Genomic DNA, 18,701 nt, shown 5'->3' with positions numbered 1-18,701 from the left:
CTCAACCAACTCGATCAGCTCTTCGTCGTCGACCAGGTCGGTCTTGTTCATAAAGACCACAATCTGCGGGACGCCTACCTGGCGGGCCAGCAGAATATGCTCGCGGGTCTGCGGCATCGGGCCGTCGGTGGCTGCTACCACCAAGATCGCCCCGTCCATCTGGGCTGCTCCCGTCACCATGTTCTTCACGTAGTCGGCGTGGCCCGGGCAGTCCACGTGCGCGTAGTGACGCGACTCGGTTTCGTACTCAACGTGCGCCGTCGAGATCGTAATACCCCGTTCTTTCTCCTCGGGGGCGTTGTCAATGTCGACAAACTGCTTGGCTACCCCGCCGTGGTGCTTGGCCATTACGGTCGTAATCGCCGCCGTCAGGGTCGTCTTCCCGTGGTCTACGTGACCTATCGTTCCTATGTTTACATGTGGCTTGTTTCGCTGAAATGTCTCTTTTGCCATAATACTATTAGTTAATGATGTTTAAGATCGTTCTTCCAGAATTTCTTTTTCTACATTATCAGGGACAATCTTAAACTCAGCAAATTCCATGGTGGAAGTTGCACGTCCCTGCGTCATTGATCTGAGATCAGTCGTATATCCAAACATTTCTGATAAAGGCACTTTGGCTCTCACAACTGAACCTTCCTTGTTGTTATCCATCTTGCCAATAATACCTCGTCGACCATTAAGATCTCCAATCACATCTCCCATAAAGTCTTCGGGGGTAATCACCTCGACATCCATAATCGGCTCAAGAATCTTTGGTGAAGCCTTTCTTGTTGAATGACGAAATGCCATCTTCGCACAAAGCTCAAAACTCACCTGGTCAGAGTCTACATCATGATATGAACCATCAAACAAACGAACACCAATATCTTCGACCGGGTAATCAGCCTGAATACCAGAATTCATCGCATCCTTAAATCCTTTTTCTACAGAAGGAATAAACTCCGTTGGGATATTACCACCTTTTATCTCATTGATGAATTTAAATCCTTCTTCTTCATCAACCGAAACGTTATTATCCTCCTCGTCAAACTCTTCGAAATGGTCTAACGGACCGATTTCAAATTCCATATCGGCAAATTTACCGCGGCCACCAGACTGCTTTTTATACGTTTCACGGTGGGTAACGCTTGAAGTAATGGTCTCCCGATAAGATACCTGAGGAGCACCAACATTGGCCTCAACCTTAAACTCGCGCTTCAATCGGTCAACAATAATTTCCAAGTGAAGCTCACCCATTCCGGCAATAACGGTCTGACCCGTTTCCTCATCAGTGTTTACCTGGAATGTAGGATCCTCTTCAGCCAATTTAATCAATCCGTTCTGCAACTTTTCAGCATCAGCCTTCGATTTAGGCTCTACAGCCAACTTGATTACCGGCTCTGGAAATGTAATATCTTCAAGAAGTATTGGGTCTTCCAAATCACAGAAAGAATCTCCCGTTCTCACCTGCTTAACTCCAACTGCAGCAGCAATATCACCGGCACGTACAATCTCGAGATCTTTCTTTTCATTGGCGTGCATTTCAAGTATGCGACCAACTCGCTCCTTCTCACCCGTCGTTGCATTATATATATAGGAACCTTTTTCCAGTTCTCCGGAATACACACGGAAAAATGTCAACTTACCCACATAAGGGTCTGTCATAATTTTAAAAGCCAAGGCAGAAAACGGTTCCTGCACGCTGGGCTTACGCTCTAATTTCTTGTCGTGATCCTGAGGATGCTTACCCACAATTGGAGGAATATCGTACGGACTTGGCAAATACTTAATCACTTTGTCAAGTACCGTCTGAACACCCTTGTTCTTAAGGGCAGAACCACACATTACAACAGTAATATCTCTGTTCAACGTGGCTTCGCGGAGAGCATTCTCAATCTCCTCTTCACTAATTTCTTGATCCATTAGATAGTTTTCCATCAGACCATCATCATGATCGGCAATAGCCTCGATCATTATCTTGCGATACTCTGCGGCCTTCTCCTTAAGATCATCCGGAATTTCAATCTCATCATACTCCATTCCCAGCGACTCCTCATCCCAGATAATACCCTTCATCTTAATAAGGTCAACAACGCCACGGAACGTATCCTCAACTCCGATTGGTATCTGAATAGGAACCGGATTCGCATTAAGCTTATCTCTCATCTCATCAACAACATTGAAGAAATCAGCACCAACGCGATCCATCTTATTGACAAAGGCCATCCGAGGCACATTGTATTTATTCGCTTGCCGCCATACCGTTTCGGATTGTGGCTGAACAGCACCAACTGAGTCAAAGACACCGATCATACCATCCAATACACGAAGCGAACGCTCTACCTCAACAGTAAAGTCAACGTGACCAGGCGTATCAATAATATTAATGCGATGATCTTTCCAGATACAGTGTGTAGCAGCAGAAGTAATTGTAATACCTCGCTCCTTCTCCTGATCCATCCAGTCCATCTGCGAGGCACCATCATGTGTCTCACCAATGCGATGAGTAATACCTGTATAATACAGGATACGTTCTGTCATCGTGGTTTTACCGGCATCTACGTGAGCCGCAATACCAATATTACGCGTACGCTTGATGCGGTCTACAATTTTCGGATCTGTTTTTGTCTTCGTCTCAGCCATTACTATAAATTAGTATCGTAAATCGTTTAAAATCTAAAGTGTGCAAATGCTTTATTTGCTTCAGCCATGCGGTGAACCTCATCTTTCTTTCGAACCGCTCCGCCTTCATTATTTGATGCATCCAACAGCTCACGAGATATCCGTCGAGCCATCGACTTATCATTTCGCCCCTTGCTGGCCGAAATCAACCAACGCATTCCAAGTGCAGTACCGCGGTCGGGACGAACCTCCACAGGTACCTGGTATGTTGAACCGCCCACTCGTCGTGCGCGAACCTCAACAACCGGCGATACATTACTGAGGGCTTCCTTAAATACCTCCATACCCTCATCACCGGTTTCTTCTTCAATTATTTCAAAAGCCTGATAAAGAATTTTTCGGGCAACATTCTTCTTGCCGTCTCTCATCAGATTGTTTACGAAGCGCGTTACCTGCTTATCACCAAATACGGGATCCGGCTGAACATCGCGCTTATCTGCTGTCTTTCTTCTCATATTCTTATCGGTTTATTTCCTACTCAACAATTATATCTAATTAGGCTTCTTTGTACCGTAGAGACTTCGACCCTGCTTTCGGTCTTCAACACCGGCAGTATCGAGCGTTCCTCTTACGATATGGTAACGAACACCGGGCAAGTCCTTAACACGACCGCCACGAACAAGCACAATGCTGTGTTCTTGCAAGTTGTGTCCCTCACCGGGAATATATGCAGTTACCTCATATCCATTTGTCAAACGCACACGAGCAACTTTACGCAAAGCCGAATTTGGCTTTTTGGGCGTAGTAGTATAAACTCGAACGCAGACTCCGCGTTTTTGCGGACAGTTTTCCAAGGCAGGAGCCGTTGTTTTACTCGGCTTGCTTTTTCTACCTTTGCGAATAAGTTGTTGTATTGTAGGCACGATTTATAAACGCTTAATTGATTTTTCGGTCGAACAAGAGTTGCCAATGATAAGGAATTCGCACCCACTAATGCAAGAAAAAATCATGATTTATTTCTATTTTTATCCTTTCGGACTCTTTAGTTTGCAAAACGCCCATAAAGTAGCTCAATTTTGCTCAAATAAGTAGTATAAAGTAATATATCAGTATATCTATTTTGAAATTAGTCGATCTTCCAAACTTAAGTACTAAGCGATTAAAGGCTCTTTCTGAGAGTGGAATCGATTCTCTATTGGACCTGCTAAATTGGTTTCCTCACCGTTATTTAGACCGTACCACCGTCCTCCCTATTCGACAGGTTAAAGGTCAGGGCGAAGAGGTAACCGTAGTCGGACGAATCCAGAAAATACGACAAAAGGGATACGGAAAAAAGAAAAGGCTCGAAGTTATTTTACAGGATGATACCGCATCCCTGAAGGGTGTGTGGTTTAAGGGAGGGCATTATATAAAGAAACAATTTTCTGAAGATGACGCAGTGGCCTTCTTTGGAAAGGCCAAGCAATACGGGCGTTACGTTTCAATGGCTCATCCCGAGTGGGATAAAATTGATGACACTTCTGATATTCAGGATCTTAAACAGATAGTACCAATCTACCCAAGTAACAAAACCTTTTCGAAGCGCCGAATTACCAGCAAGCTCATTCACCAGTGGCAGAAGGTTATCCTGAAACATGAGCGCCCCCCAGAGTTTTTACCTGCCAAAATTCGGGATCAACACAATCTGCCAAAGCGCCACGAAAGTTACCGCATGATTCATTTCCCCGAATCACAATCAGAATACAAACAAGCCTTTAAACGATTCAAATTCGAGGAACTCTTTCTTTTTGAGCTAAGTGTTGCCAAGACCAAGCACGAAATTATTGAACGCAATGAAGGCGCTCTTTTTACGGACCTTGATCAATATACGCAGCCTTTTTTCAACGAGCATTTACCTTTTGAACTCACTGAGGGACAAAAGTCAGCACTGGCAGATATTAAAAAGGATGTTCGATCTGGCAAACAAATGAATCGACTTATTCAGGGTGATGTGGGATCGGGGAAAACAATCGTTGCTCTTGGAGCTATTTTAATGGCACTCGACAATGGATACCAGGCGGCCTTTATGGCTCCCACGGAAATCCTGGCTGAGCAGCACTATCGTACACTTTCAAACTTCCTTGATCCCTTGGATGTAAATGTGCGCCTGTTAGTTGGCAATCAAAAAACAAGCTTGCGGACGGATATTCTTACTGATATTGAAGGAGGTAATTGTGATATCGTGGTCGGTACTCATGCCGTCATTCAGGATGAAGTTAATTTTAATAACCTCGGATTGGCAGTCATCGATGAGCAGCACCGCTTTGGCGTAAAGCAGCGCGCCGAAATTCTCACCAAAGGATCACATCCACATGTACTGGTCATGTCGGCCACCCCAATTCCCCGCTCGCTGGCAATGACCTTATACAGTGATCTGGACATCTCTATTATTAAAGGATTGCCCGGAGGACGCAAACCCGTTAAAACTGCTGTTCGTCATCAAAGCAAACACGATGACATTTATAACTTCGTAGAACAAGAACTCCGGGAAGGCGGTCAGGCGTACGTGGTTTATCCTTTAGTAGAAGAATCTGAAAAGATGGACCTTAAGGATGCTACAGCCGGATACAAAAAACTCAAAAAACGATTTTCGGACTTTGAAGTCGGACTGCTGCACGGACAGATGAAATCCGAGGAAAAAGATGCCGTAATGCAGCAGTTCATTAATAATGATATTCAGGTACTTGTATCTACCACCGTTATCGAGGTGGGCGTGGATGTACCGAACGCCAGTATTATGATTGTAGAGCACGCCGAGCGATTCGGGCTTTCCCAACTCCATCAGCTAAGAGGACGTATTGGCCGCGGTAAGCGACAGAGCTACTGTATTTTAGTACACGGACAAAAAGTGAGCAAAGAGGGAAAGTTTCGCCTTCGAAAGATGGCACAGACGAGTGATGGATTTGAGATTGCAGAAGCGGATCTGAAGCTGCGCGGGCCGGGAGATTTTCTGGGAACTAAGCAAAGCGGACTGCCGGAATTTCGCGTCGCCGATATTGTTGAAGACCAATGGATTTTGGAGCAGGCTAAATCTGCCGCATGGGAGATTATGAATGATGATCCTGATCTGCAAAAGCCAGAGTATCAAAAATTAAAGGAAGTGTTTATCCCCTATTATAAAGAAAAGAGTAAATTTTATGGGATGGGATAGACTAAATAATGAGATATACCATCCTCAATATATTTGCTGAAGCGCAGCCCCCCTCGCTTTTTTTGACTCACTCCGCAACTTACATTCCCAAAAAAACCTGCATTTCAAAAGACTTTTTATTAGTCTTTATTCTATAAGAAATTGTGCGAGGCTAATTAAGCGGATCCCAAACTATTTATGCAAGAAGAACAGCATACTGTTGAGCTACAGCAACAGTTTTTTCCGATCTCTGACTTTCATACGGTAATGGATAAATGGAGTGATCTGTTAGATGATGATCCCCAAAAGAATATCTACACAGCAGATAATGATTATCATTCCTTCGCTTTTGCTTACCAATTGCTGGGTGATGATGTGTTAATTCTGCATCAGAAAACTCATTGTCATGCCAAGCATCGGATGGAACTGCTTCCGCGTAGGAAGAGTAAGTTCTATACGCTTAAATGCTTAATAAATCAAAATAAGTCAGCCCGATTGATCTCCCAAAACCATCACTATGATATGCATCAGGGCACTATGGCTTTTTTTAGTAATTATGCCAACTATATCACCGAACTGCCGGCCGGTTACCGCGAAGAAAACTTGCAGATTGTAATTAGCCATAAGTTTATTGACGAATACATCAATAGGCAGCATATTTCTCACTCTCGTTTGCAGCTTATTATCAATGATCCGAATGATCTCATGTTTGTCATTCAGCAACCCCCGGCTCCTATCAAGTCAAACATAAAACAATTGGCACAGACCGTCGTCGGTTCATCTACTGCCACCAATAAGTTAAATACGCTTACTCATATCAGCAATACACTGGATATGTTGTTTCGATTGCAAATAGAAGAGCCAACACAACCCACTTCATTGCCGCAAAATAAAGCACAGCAAGTGGCCAAATATCTAGATGACTATCTTACAATGCCTTTTCCGGGTATGGATTTTCTCGCCACCCAATTTGGAATTTCCGTATCTGGATTAAAGCGACATTTTAAACAAGAAATGGATACGACCCCCTTTCAGTATTATCGCCATAAACAAATGCAATTGGCCCAAAAGAAGTTACAAGAATCAACAGCTACTGTCTCGAAAGTAGCTTACCAACTGGGTTTCGATAATCCCTCCAATTTTATCCGAGCATTCAAGGGGGAGTTTGGGATTACCCCAGGAAAATACCAAAAAGAGCAAGATACTGAAGCTTAATATCCTGCGAAAAACTGTAAAATATTCTGTTAGTCACGCCTCACCCCGATCCTAACCCCTGCTTTATTACACAAACCATGTTGGAGTTTCATCCTCTACACATAAACAATTTACTTTTGCTCTTAGAAAACAAGCTATTCTAAAATAACAGTCCTCAAAATCATGAGCTTATATGATTACTTTATTTGGGCTTATTTGAATACATAGAAAGATAAAAAATTTGTTTTTTAGGCATAGAAAAAGATCAGATGTTACGTTGGTTTTATGGGATCAGCAATCATGATTACTGGTGATCTAAAAGATACTTAGATAGATAATCTAGATTACTCTGTAACCCAATAACATTCTCTTGATTCTACCCTAAGTACTACTGGATAATTTTTTCTCCGTGGTAGTGAAGACTTTTCAGCGTTCTTTCTACAGAAAGTTTACCCCTACGACAATACGATAACATTACTGTTGGCTTTTAATAACGATACAAAACAAAGGGAAAGTTTTTATATGCATAACGACGGTCAGTATCATTTCATTTCTCCTGAGCTCAATAAACCCATTTTTTGTATTCGGTATTTAATAAAACCTCTGGCATTGTTGGTGGTCATACTTTGCGGGATATCGTCAAACTTATATGCCCAAACAGATTATTCGTCATCATTATCTGGCGGCGACAATCCTCTCAGCGGTGTCCCCCAAACATCAGATGGCGTTATTACCGGGGACTTTGACAATGACGGGGATATCAATGTGTTAGCATTTGATGATAGTAATTACGATTCCTATAAGTTTTATGCCAATGATGGTTCGGGATCATTTTCTGTAGTTACCGGTTCCGCTAACCCCTTTGACGGATTAGCCTATACTGATATCTTTTTCGCAGGTGATAATACCTATGTAGCAGATTTTGATAATGATGGGGACCAGGATATTTGGGATTATCGAGGTCAAACCAGTGGGGATTCACAAAATATCTACCTGGAAAATACCGGCAGTGGCTATACCTCTTCCAAATCGGGGGGCAGTAATCCTCTTTCAGGAATACCCGATTTTGAAGTTATTGTTGGTGATTTTGACAATGACGGGGATATCGATGTATTGGCATTTGATGATGATAATTACGATTCGTATAAGTTTTACGCGAATGATGGCTCGGGAACGTTTTCTGTGGCTACCGGTTCCGCTAACCCCTTTGATGGCTTGCCCTATACTGATATCTTTTTCGTAAGCGATAATACCTATGTAGCAGATTTTGATAACGACGGGGATCAGGATATTTGGGATTATCGAGGTCAAACCAGTGGGGATTCACAAAATATCTACCTGGAAAATACCGGCAGTGGCTATACCTCTTCCAAATCGGGGGGCAGTAATCCTCTTTCAGGAATACCTGATCCTGCAGCCGGCGTTATTGTTGGTGATTTTGACAATGACGGAGATGTCGACGTGTTAGCCTACGATGATGATACCTATTCCTCATTTAGCTTTTATGCCAATAATGGTTCGGGATCATTTTCTAAAGTTACCGGATCCTCTAACCCCTTTAATGGAATAGCTTCCGAGAATATATTTTATGCAGCAAGTAATACCCTGGTAGCTGATTTTGACAATGAGGGTGACCAAGATATTTGGGATTATGGGGGAGATACTAATAATAACGGGCCAAATATTTATCTAAAAAAACAAGGCAGCCCAAGCAGTAATGATACTCCTACCTTTAACGAAGGTAGCTCAACTTCTCTTACCGTTAATGAAGATGCTTCTGCTACCTCGATTAACAGTTTATTAGATGTTACAGATACCGACTCTGGTGATAACCTCACTTGGTCCATTTCGTCTGCGCCTTCGAATGGCAGCTTGGGTGGATTTTTAACCACCGAAAGCAGTACCGGTGGCTCGGTAACTCCCAGTGGACTTACCTATACCCCCAACCCTGACTACAACGGTTCCGATTCTTTTGATATTCAGATTTCTGATGGCAACGACACCGCAATAATCACTGTAAATGTAACCATCAACGCTGTTAATGATCCCCCTGAATTTACTTCTCCCTCTGGGTTTAATATCTATGAAAATTATTCTGGTATCATTGCAGATGTTGATGCCACGGATGGCGAAGGCGGGAGTAGTGACGCCAATGTGAACTATACCCTGGCCGGTGCAGACGCTGCAGCCTTCAGCATAAATCCTAATACTGGCGAACTTTCGTTGGATGTAGCGCGCGATTTTGAAAATCCCACTGACAATGATGGCAATAATGATTATGAGCTGGAGGTAACGGCTTCAGATGGAACTAATATCACTAATCAAAACATTACCATCACAATTACCGATGTAAATGAGGCCCCGGTAATAACTAACCTAAACGGCGATAACAACAGCGTGCAACCCGGAGGGGCAGCAGCCAAAATTGATGCAGCGGGCGATGCAACAGTTACAAACATTGATTCCCCTGATTACAACGGTGGTTTTATTAGAATTTCTGATAACAACGCAAATAATACTGCCCATGGAAACTTTTCTGTAGATGGCACCAATGTCACTTCCGGAGGCGATGGTACTATAGCCGCCGGTGAAACCATTGCAATAGGCGGTACTGCTGTGGGAACCATACATGCCACTCACGACGGGCAAGGCGGAAATAACCTGGAAATTTATTTTACCAGCACAGATGCCACCAATGCCCGAATTCAAACACTCGTCCGAAACTTGCGCTGGGGTGCGGCTACAGGCAGCGGCGCTCAAACATTTACGCTGACGCTCAACGATGGTGACGGAACAGCAAACGGCGGCGACCATGACGACAACTCCAACTTTTCGATGACTCTGGGCAACCCGCCAGTCATTAGCAATCTGGACGGTGACACGGTAGATTTTCTGGAAGAAGGTCCCCCGGTAACGCTGGACGTCTTGGCTTCGGCCACACTTACAGACGCAGACAATCCAGCGAGCCTGAACGGTGGAAATGTAACGGCCACCGTATCATCCGGAGCCGTAGCATCCGAAGATCTGCTAAAACTAAACACCGATGGGGCGGTATCGCTCTCGGGTACTACCTCCGGATCTACAGTGAGTGTAAGTGGAACTCCCTTGGGGACGCTGGCTAATGATATAACGACCGGCAATAGCCTGCGGGTGAACTTTAATGCCAATGCAACGCTGGCTCGTGTAGAATTGCTTCTTCAAGCTTTGCAATACTCCAGTAGCGCCAGTCCGCTTACCGAGAACTCTCGTGAGGTGCAGGTTATTGTCACCGATAACCAGGGATTGCCCAGCGATCCCTCCACTATCACAGTCAACACGGTAGTAGATGAGTCGCCAACGGTCCCCAATACTATTGCCGATCTCTCAGTGGATGAAGACGCCGCCAGCGATACATATGATCTTACCAATGTATTTTCTGATCCCGAAGACAATGATGGCGACTTAACTTTCTCGGTGCAAAATAATGACAACAGTAGTTTGGTTGATGCCTCTGTGGATAACAGCACCGACCAGCTTACTCTCGATTACCAGCCATATCAAACCGGTACGGCCAATATCACTATCCGGGCCGAAGACAGCCGCGGCCAAACGGTGGACGACTCCTTTACCATAACTGTAAATCGGATAGCACAAACCATTTATGTTAATGCCGATGCCTCTTCCGGGGGCGACGGCAGCTCGTGGGGCAGTGCTTTCCAATACCTGCAGGATGCTCTTAATGCCGCAGGTGGTGAGGACCAGATCTGGATCGCCGAAGGTACCTACTATCCCGATGAGGGTGCAAATGTTACCCAAGGAGATGAAACAGCCTATTTCACCATTACAGGTGACCAGGACGGCCTCGAGATTTACGGTGGTTTTGACGGTACCGAAACCCAGCTCGCTGATCGTGATATTGCGGGTCACCGAACGATCCTAAGTGGAGATATTGACCAAGATGATGATCCCCTTGCCCCCAATACCGACAGCGACAATGATCCTGATACCTTTAGTGGCACGGATCATATAACTGGTAACAACAGTAATCATGTATTATTCATTGATGGCAAAAATAATGGAGCTATAACTAATACCACGCTTCTTAATGGGCTTACCATTACCGGGGGGCAAGCCAAAGGAGCCAATCCTGAAAAACATGGTGGCGGAATGCACTGCGAAGGTAGAGGCTCCGGCAGTGAATGCAGCCCCACCCTGAACAGGCTCATCTTTGCGGGTAATACTACTCTAGAGTCTTATAGTTTTGGTGGAGCTATTTATTATAGTGGCGTAAACAATGGGACCATCAGCAATACTGGTTTTTACAGTAATAATACCTCAGGAGAGTCTGGTCGAGGTGGCGCTATCAGAAATAGTGGTTCTGGCAGTTCCAGTAATGCAACGATTATAAACACTATATTTATAAATAACCATGCCTCAGGTCAAAATGGAGTCGGAGGGGCAATATCTAGTGAAAATGTAGCTGCAACTCCTACCATCACCAACGGCATTTTTTACGGAAATCGGGCTGGAGATAAAGGAAATCAATTCCATAATATCACTTCGACCCCCACCATAAGTCATTCACTTATCGAAGGCTCGGGCGGAAGCTCAAACTGGAATAGCGATTTAGGTACCGACGGCGGTGGAAATATCGATGTCAATCCCCAATTTGTCGATGCCACCAACCCCGCCGGGGTCGACGGCACTTGGTTTACCGATGATGATGGATTGGTCTTGCAGCCGACTTCTCCCGCTGTTGATGCCGGAGACAACAACACCATTCCATCAGGAATTACGACCGATATTTCTGGGAAGCAACGTATTCAGGGCGGCACGGTGGATATGGGGGCCTACGAGTCATTGTCTAATAATCCACCAACGGTTGCTAATCCCATTGCCGATATTACTGTAGATGAGGATGCCGCCAGCGATACCTATGATTTAACCGATGTATTTTCTGATAATGAAGAAGATGATGCTGATTTAACATTCTCAATACAAAAAAATAACAACACTAATCTGGTCGATGCTTCCATTGATAACACCACTGACATGCTCACGCTCAACTATCAATCCAACCAGTCCGGCACGACTAATATTACGGTCCGCGCCAAAGACAGCAGTGACGAAACCGTGGATGATAGTTTTGAGGTGACGGTTAATCTGGTAAATGATGCACCTTGGATTAGTTCTATCAAGAATCAATCACTAACGGCAGGTCAAACAGCAGGCCCGATCAGTTTTACTATTGAGGATATAGATGATGATTTAGCGGATTTATCTTTATCTGCTATATCTGACAACCAAGCCGTACTACCGGATCAAAATATTTTGCTGTCGGGTAGTGGCTCTGATCGATCGGTAACCTTAAAGACAGAGGAAAATACGTCGGGTAATGCTATGGTAGAAATTATAGTAGATGACGGTGCTTTGTCGGATACCACCTCTTTTGAGCTATCAATAACAACTAACGCACCGAAACAGGTTACCTTGGAGGCTCCCGAAAATAAAAGTACTGACCAATCGCTCCAACCGAAATTCACGTGGGATATAGCTGCAGAAGCCGAAACGTATGAATTTCAGCTTGCAGATGAGGCATCGTTCACTGATGAAAATATTATTGCAGAACAGTCTGATATTTCAGAAACAGAAATAGAACTCAGTAAAAAATTAAACAGAGAGACCGCCTACTACTGGCGCGTACGTGGTACGAACACCGGAGGCAAAGGGGGATGGTCGTCAAAGTATCAGTTTACGACCATTCCTGCCCTTCCGGCTCGCGTTACACTTAAGGCTCCTGCCAACAAAAAATCTGGAGTAAATACTCAACCCATTTTTAGCTGGGAAACCGTTAATAATGCGGATACATACGAGTGGCAATTATCCAAAGATGAAAACTTTGACTCCCTGATAAATGAGGCCACATTATCGGAAAACGACCTACAGCCCAATGACGAATTAGCACATAATACATCTTATTACTGGCGGGTTCGGGCACTAAACAGCGGAGGAAAAGGGGATTGGTCCTCCAAACAGCGTTTTACAACAGAAGCTTCCCCTCCCGCTCTTTCATTTCCATCAGACAATGAAACAGGAATCAGCATTGCCCCACGACTGGCATGGAGTTCTGATTATGAAAACAGTCGATTCCGTGTGAAGCTTTCCAAGGACCAACAACTCCAAAATATGATATTGGATACCCTCGTGACTTCGGAGACGGTAAAAATAAGCGGGTTACAGCCAAATACCGATTACTTTTGGCAAGTCCGCGTAGAAACCGAAGAAAACAATAGCGCTCCCTCTCCTATCTCTAATTTTACCACTCGAATGCCTACTGAAAGCGAAATGGTAGATACTAAGATCACCTTTGGTCAATCCGGGAATAGCGATCTCCAATCATATGACTACAGGCTTATGTCCTTACCCGGGAATGAATCGCACCCTATTGATGAGTTTTTTAATGGAGAGTACGGGACCGATTGGAAAGCATTTGAGGATAATGGCGATGAAGAGAATTTCCTCCAAGAGTATTCCGACGACCATCCGCTTTCGTTCACCTCGGGTAAAGGATATTGGGTGCTTAGCAAAAAGGCTGTCCGCGTAGAAGATGAAATTTCTGCAGTAGATATTTCGGAAGATGATACTTACATACTGGAATTAGAGCCCGGATGGAATATTATTGGCAATCCCTTTAATCGCCCCGCCAGCTGGCAGGATATTCAGGCATTTAATAACCGATCACTAATACTCTATGAGTATGAAGGGAGCTTTTCGAAAAGTAAGCAGATGGATCCCTTTAAAGGTTATTATGTATATAATGATTCTACCGCTGTTTTGAACTTGGAGATCCCATATACAAGTTTGCAGAAAATGAGGAGTAAAGACAGAAATACATCCAAAGAAAAAGGAACCAACCGGAAAATACGATTAAAAATTAACCAGCTTAAAGATGATATAACAAGTCAGGTTGAAATCAACTATCCTTCTCAAACTGGTTCTTCTATAAAACAAAAGCAAGACCACTATCTGCCCCCGTTGAGGCTTAGTAAATTCGGCGCAGGCATTATCAACGAAGAGCATGAACACCGCCAAAAAATGATGCATACTATTAACAGTCATTTCGATGAAAAGCGCAATAAATATACTATAGAGCTCAAAACAGAAAGCCGGTCAGAAGTAGTATGGAAACCGGAAATTGAAGGGATGAACTCCCAAACTGCTGTACTCATTGTAGAACCTCAGAACGGTCGTACAAAGATTCTGGGGGATGGTGAATCGTACCCATTTATGGCAAAAATCGGTCGTCAACGATTCACTGTTTACACCGGTTCACTTTCTGATCTTAAAGAAATTGAGAAAAGCTTAGTTCCTCAGCAAATCACACTAAACCCAAATTATCCTAATCCCTTTAGTTCCACCACTACAATACAGATTGGTATCGACCAGCACAGTGAGGTCACCCTGGAGGTATTTAATATCCTCGGACAAAAAGTACGTACGCTGGTTAATGAATCGATGAAGGCAGGGTGGCATAAGGTCGTTTTTGATGGCAGTCGGTTAGCAAGCGGCACCTATTTTTATCGCTTAACTGTGGGAGAACAAATCCAAACAAAGAAAATGGTGTTAATTAAATAGCTATGAATTTTCATTATACCTCAACAATGAAACCATTAATCCATATCTATAAAATAGGCTGCATAACGGGACTTGTTGCTCTCCTTATCATGGGAATTGCTAATAGTGGCAATAGCCAAGATATTTCACTTATTGCAGATCCAGCTAACGGGGCAGCCCCCACTATCAAAAAGCACCTTTTAAAAATCGAGCAATCAATTAATCATCCCAAAAGCTGGAAAGGGATTTCACTATCCGGCGATCACCCGGCCATCGGATTATTAAATAACTTGATTGATAAGAAGGATATTACTTCTATTCGTTTTGCTGATGCTGTACATCTACTTTCCCACACAAACGGTACCTACGAAGTACGTGACATCTATGTTAAAACAGCCGAAACCGATACTCTTAACCACCAAGCCCTGTCTTTGCGCTTCAATAGTAAGGCGCAACTTACCGGGGTAGAACTATTACCTCAAATATATAATTATAAACTTGCGCTGGATCGAAAGATAGAAGCTTCTGTTGATGCTCAAAAAATCATCCGAAAACGAGTACTCCAATTTCAACAAGCGCTCCGTGCCAAGAATGGAGAAGCACTTTCTGCGATGTTATCAACTAATGCTCACCTCGTTAAAGGAGGCATTTCACGCTTTTATCACAATGATATATTGGGTCCCTATTATAAATACCAAATCTTATCCCCTCATGATTATATTGGGGATATAACTGATCAAGATAGCCCTCAATACCAAATCCAGTTTGATAACCTTGAGGTATACGTTCTACCAACATTGAAAGATGTTTTTGTTGTTACTTTCCATCAGCAATGGATCACTGGCACATACGCTGATGACGGATATGTGGCCATGGTTATAGATCTCAAAAATGACAACATTCCACTTCGGATATGGAAGAACAAAAGCTTTGATACGGGCTATTTACAAGCTGATCTTACTCACATTCCATCTATGCCCTCCCGAACTTTGACTGCCACTCCCCTCGACCATCCCCAAGAAGAGTTTACTTTTGATGCAATAAAAACAGACTCAAATGCTACTGAAGCCTCTGGATTTTTTTCAAACCACAAACGCTGGTTATTAATGGGATTAGGTGCCTCGGCAGCTATAACGACAGGAACTATTTTATTGACAGGTGATAGTGATTCAGGATTACCGGATCCACCAGGACGACCTGCCTTCAAGTAGAGAGTCTAAAAAAGCAACCCAACAAGTTCGGCGACAACCCATCCAAAAAATAGAATAATACCGAGGAGAATTACTACAAATTGTATTACTACGAACCATATCCACAGACGACTTTCGCTGGTAGTTTGTTCGGGATGCTCCTGCAGCTCATCGAGTATTCGGGCATTCCGCAGATTTGCCTTCCAATAGATGTCAAAAAAATCGCCCAACACCGGAATTGATCCTATGAGTACATCCATTAGTATGTTTAGAAACATACGTCCCAACACTGATGCTTTACCTCCGAGCATTGCAGCCTGAATCAAAAAATAGAGTGAAATAACACCCGCGAAAACGTCTCCGGCTCCGGGAATGAGTCCAATTATAGGATCGATCCCAAAGCGAATATTGGTACCGGGAATAGTAAATTTGCTATCAAGGAGTTTAGCGAATTCCGTAGGGTTTTTTGGCATATACGTTAATATTAAAATGCCCTGTAAGTATACTCCCTCAGTTCATATTCCACAATCAAAACAAAGTAAGAGCACTGCTAACACAAATAACTAAAGAGCATACCAGGAAATAAAGGTGCAATACTAAATTTCTGAGCAATCGATATTATTGAAATCTGAGTCCCAGCAAGCTTTTTCGCCATTGTTGTAATCAGGAGATTTTATGTAACCGGCGTTAGTATCTTTATTAAACTCTATGGTAACCACACCTTCACTATTTACATTATTGAGCTTAATAACACGAGTAGACCCCTCTGTATTATAATTAACCTTAGAACCACTGAATGAGTTATCAGCAACAATTGTAAATTCTACTTCGATATCTTGATTCTGAGTCATTTGCCAGTCAAGCTCTGCTAACTCCTGTGAAGGCTGTCCGGCCCTACCAAAACCATGATATGTCCAAACACCCTCTGTAACCTCTTTATTTGATGTTCCGCTGATAAAATGCTTTTCGTTTTGCAGTACGGAACTTGATAAGAAAATATCCCATTTTACTTCATCATTCGACTCCCGTTCAGCAACCAGGCGAACTTCATATATTAGTCGCCCCTCCTGTTCATCATTCGTAAACTTCCACTCCCATTTAGTGCTGTTTAACTGTTCGGCTTCGGTAGTATCCGCCTGTTTCAATAAATCCAACGAAGGGTTGATATTGCGATTCATCATCGCCTGAATATCGCTGATTGTTTGGGCTGCCTCTTGATAGTTCTCTTGATTATCGGTTGTACCCGAATTGGAACCGCTTGAGTCAAATATTGATAAGTCCATCGCCATTGAATTTGCGGGTGGAACTTCTGGTACCGTATCCTGTTCGGCAATATTTGACGTGGAATCATTACAAGAAGTCATAAAAATCAGTCCGATCGAAAGTATGAGTTGAGGTATCATTTTATTTGTGAATTTCATAATGAATAGCATATTTGATGAGATTTGATTCAAGTAAAATTATCTGGTCCAATCAAACCCTCTTACAAAACGGTGAGAAGTATATCTTAGTATCACCTTACCCTACTCCCTTTAAACAATATCGCATAACCAATGTTCCTATTGCATTACTATCAATGCGAATGTTTAGTCCAGAGTTATACAAAAAAAGACAAAGCCACCCTTATACAGGATGGCCTTGTCCCAAATATTAGATCAATATGTTAATCTTCTTCAGCATCTGGTGCTACTAATTCGGGCAGCTTATCATCAAAAGCTTCTAAGAATTCACTGGCCGACATCACACTTACTCTACGATCGGCACTTTCTGCCAAATCGAAACCAAACTGAGCAGCGGCTAAGCGCTGGTTAGGCGTGCCGTGGTGACTTGAGCTGGAGAAACTGCAATCCCCAATGTTATAGAAGGTCTGCATAAAACCTTCTACACGATGCCAGTTCATTGATGCTCCGCGCTTATGACCCAAGTAGTAGGCTGCATAGGCATCAGCCATGAGTTCTGTGCGGCGAGTAGACTCAGCAGGATCTGAAATGGTATCATTTTCAAAAACATTCAGCTTATACTGAACTTGGTGTGCCATTTCATGAGCCAAAATACCCTGTGGGGCAGAGTCGCCAAAACCAAGGGCATCCATTCCTTCCATGATGCCATCACCCATTTGAATTTGGGCCGGCTTATCCTCGCCTCCTACAAGTACAGGACCTTCTGACATGGCAAAAGCATTAAAACTCCACACCGGATTACTCGGTTCTTGTACTACATCAACAATATCCTGAGCAAATGCTGCATTTTCGTCTTCAGGAAAACTAGGCCATAATACTTCAACAACCTTAAATACCTTATCGAAGTCTTTCAGCATAGCTCCCCGAAACGATTCCACTTGTACATCTCGCAGATCTACATCCCAGAATCGCTTCACACTTCGGTCGGCACGGTATACTTGACGAGTATATTCGCCATTTTCTCCGAATGCTTGTCGATCTTCACGAGGATTAACGTATAGTAAGTTGTAGATATATGGAAACTGGTCTATGCCATAAAACGCTACATACAATTGTTCCGCAAAGGAAGAATAGTACACATTATTATTTACCCAGGTATCCAATGGAGTTGATGAACACTGATACTGATCACCATCTATCGCTCCTTCCAAAATGAAATTACGGAAGTAAGACTGATCATCAGACAGATCTTTTATCTTTTGTTTAATAGCTTCTCCATCTCTATCCTGCTTCTCGGCAAACTCTTGCAGCCGCTCTTTCATTTCCTGGCTTGAAAGAGCCGGGCGGTCTAAAGTATTAGTCTTGCCTTCAACAGCCTCAAGTTCTTCATTCGATGAAGAATCAGAGTTTGTGATCTCGCTGTTATCGCATCCGGATAAACCTACCAGCAAACCGATGCATAGCACAAACAGTAATTTAGCTCTCTTTTTAAAATAACTCATAATTAATATTCCCTCTTTTTTTTATTAGTAATATATATGATAAATAGTC

The 18,701-nt window shown here is 43.2% G+C and carries 11 protein-coding genes; 4 read left to right on the top strand and 7 right to left on the bottom strand.

Going from position 1 to position 18,701, the window contains the following annotated elements; all coding sequences use genetic code 11:
- The 4 genes from CK503_RS14195 to rpsL form a co-directional block, all read right to left on the bottom strand.
- On the bottom strand, positions 1 to 453 hold a 453-nt coding region (locus CK503_RS14195), incomplete at its 3' end, for a GTP-binding protein (protein ID WP_141239900.1).
- Between the two features lie 21 nt (positions 454 to 474).
- Positions 475 to 2,625 carry an elongation factor G gene (gene fusA, locus CK503_RS14190; protein WP_095607487.1) on the bottom strand — a complete coding sequence of 717 codons (2,151 nt, stop codon included), beginning with the start codon at positions 2,623 to 2,625 and terminating at the stop codon, positions 475 to 477.
- A gap of 26 nt (positions 2,626 to 2,651) precedes the next feature.
- Complete coding sequence (gene rpsG / locus CK503_RS14185) at positions 2,652 to 3,119, bottom strand: 30S ribosomal protein S7 (protein ID WP_095607486.1); 468 nt, start codon at positions 3,117 to 3,119, stop codon at positions 2,652 to 2,654.
- Positions 3,120 to 3,155: 36 nt separating this feature from the next.
- Positions 3,156 to 3,527, bottom strand: coding sequence for a 30S ribosomal protein S12 (gene rpsL / locus CK503_RS14180; protein WP_095607485.1), 372 nt, complete (start codon positions 3,525 to 3,527; stop codon positions 3,156 to 3,158).
- Between the two features lie 197 nt (positions 3,528 to 3,724).
- Here rpsL and recG point away from each other — a divergent pair, with 197 nt between their 5' ends.
- The 4 genes from recG (at position 3,725) to CK503_RS14160 (ending at position 15,771) form a co-directional block, all read left to right on the top strand.
- A complete protein-coding gene (recG, locus tag CK503_RS14175; protein WP_095607484.1) occupies positions 3,725 to 5,794 on the top strand; it encodes an ATP-dependent DNA helicase RecG in 2,070 nt (689 codons plus the stop codon).
- A 177-nt stretch (positions 5,795 to 5,971) separates the two neighbouring features.
- A complete protein-coding gene (locus CK503_RS14170; RefSeq protein ID WP_095607483.1) occupies positions 5,972 to 6,988 on the top strand; it encodes a helix-turn-helix transcriptional regulator in 1,017 nt (338 codons plus the stop codon).
- Positions 6,989 to 7,489: 501 nt separating this feature from the next.
- A complete protein-coding gene (locus CK503_RS14165; protein ID WP_095607482.1) occupies positions 7,490 to 14,581 on the top strand; it encodes a T9SS type A sorting domain-containing protein in 7,092 nt (2,363 codons plus the stop codon).
- A 2-nt stretch (positions 14,582 to 14,583) separates the two neighbouring features.
- Positions 14,584 to 15,771, top strand: a complete 1,188-nt coding sequence (locus tag CK503_RS14160; RefSeq protein ID WP_095607481.1) for a nuclear transport factor 2 family protein — start codon at positions 14,584 to 14,586, stop codon at positions 15,769 to 15,771.
- A gap of 5 nt (positions 15,772 to 15,776) precedes the next feature.
- Here CK503_RS14160 and CK503_RS14155 read toward each other — a convergent pair whose 3' ends face one another.
- From CK503_RS14155 to CK503_RS14145, 3 genes are all read right to left on the bottom strand, one after another.
- Entirely contained in the window at positions 15,777 to 16,223 is a 447-nt protein-coding gene (locus tag CK503_RS14155; RefSeq protein WP_095607480.1) for a DUF4112 domain-containing protein, read from the bottom strand.
- Between the two features lie 123 nt (positions 16,224 to 16,346).
- The gene (locus CK503_RS14150) at positions 16,347 to 17,171 is read right to left on the bottom strand and encodes a hypothetical protein (RefSeq protein WP_095607479.1); all 825 of its coding nucleotides are present in this window, start codon (positions 17,169 to 17,171) and stop codon (positions 16,347 to 16,349) included.
- Positions 17,172 to 17,413: 242 nt separating this feature from the next.
- A complete protein-coding gene (locus CK503_RS14145; RefSeq protein WP_095607478.1) occupies positions 17,414 to 18,652 on the bottom strand; it encodes a M48 family metalloprotease in 1,239 nt (412 codons plus the stop codon).
- Positions 18,653 to 18,701 lie beyond the last annotated feature (49 nt).

Source organism: Fodinibius salipaludis, assembly GCF_002287075.1.
In the GTDB taxonomy this organism is placed as follows: Bacteria; Bacteroidota; Rhodothermia; order Balneolales; family Balneolaceae; genus Fodinibius; species Fodinibius salipaludis.
The sequence above is the reverse complement of the archived record's forward strand: the minus strand, read 5'-3'. Positions and strand labels throughout refer to the sequence as shown.